The 283-nt window shown below is 32.9% G+C and carries 1 protein-coding gene; it reads right to left on the reverse strand.

Annotated elements, in window-relative coordinates; genetic code table 11:
- The coding region (locus tag AB3I12_RS13455; protein WP_368015675.1) for a hypothetical protein at positions 1–283 on the reverse strand (283 nt) is incomplete at both ends.

A 283-nucleotide genomic window follows, 5' to 3' on the forward strand; every position in this document is an offset into this window, starting at 1 on the left:
CGGCTATTTCATGTAAAACCTTTGGAGCTGTAAATTGACTCTTTGAAAGTTGATAATCGTTTTTTATTGTTTTAATCATCAGGGATACTGCCTTATCATTTATTGCATTACTTTGGAATATATTCCGAAGTTTGTCTCTATCTGCTTTTGACATAGGAAGCGTACTTATAAGCTCTTGTTTCTGGTCTATATTAAGGTCTAAATTCACCACTTCATTTGCTATTGTATGTAGTTTTTCTGGAGCTGTCGGTTGATTCTTTGAAAGTTGATAATGTCTTTTTGT

Source organism: Enterococcus sp. C65 (assembly GCF_040887165.1).
GTDB classification, from domain to species: domain Bacteria; phylum Bacillota; class Bacilli; order Lactobacillales; family Enterococcaceae; genus Enterococcus_B; species Enterococcus_B hirae.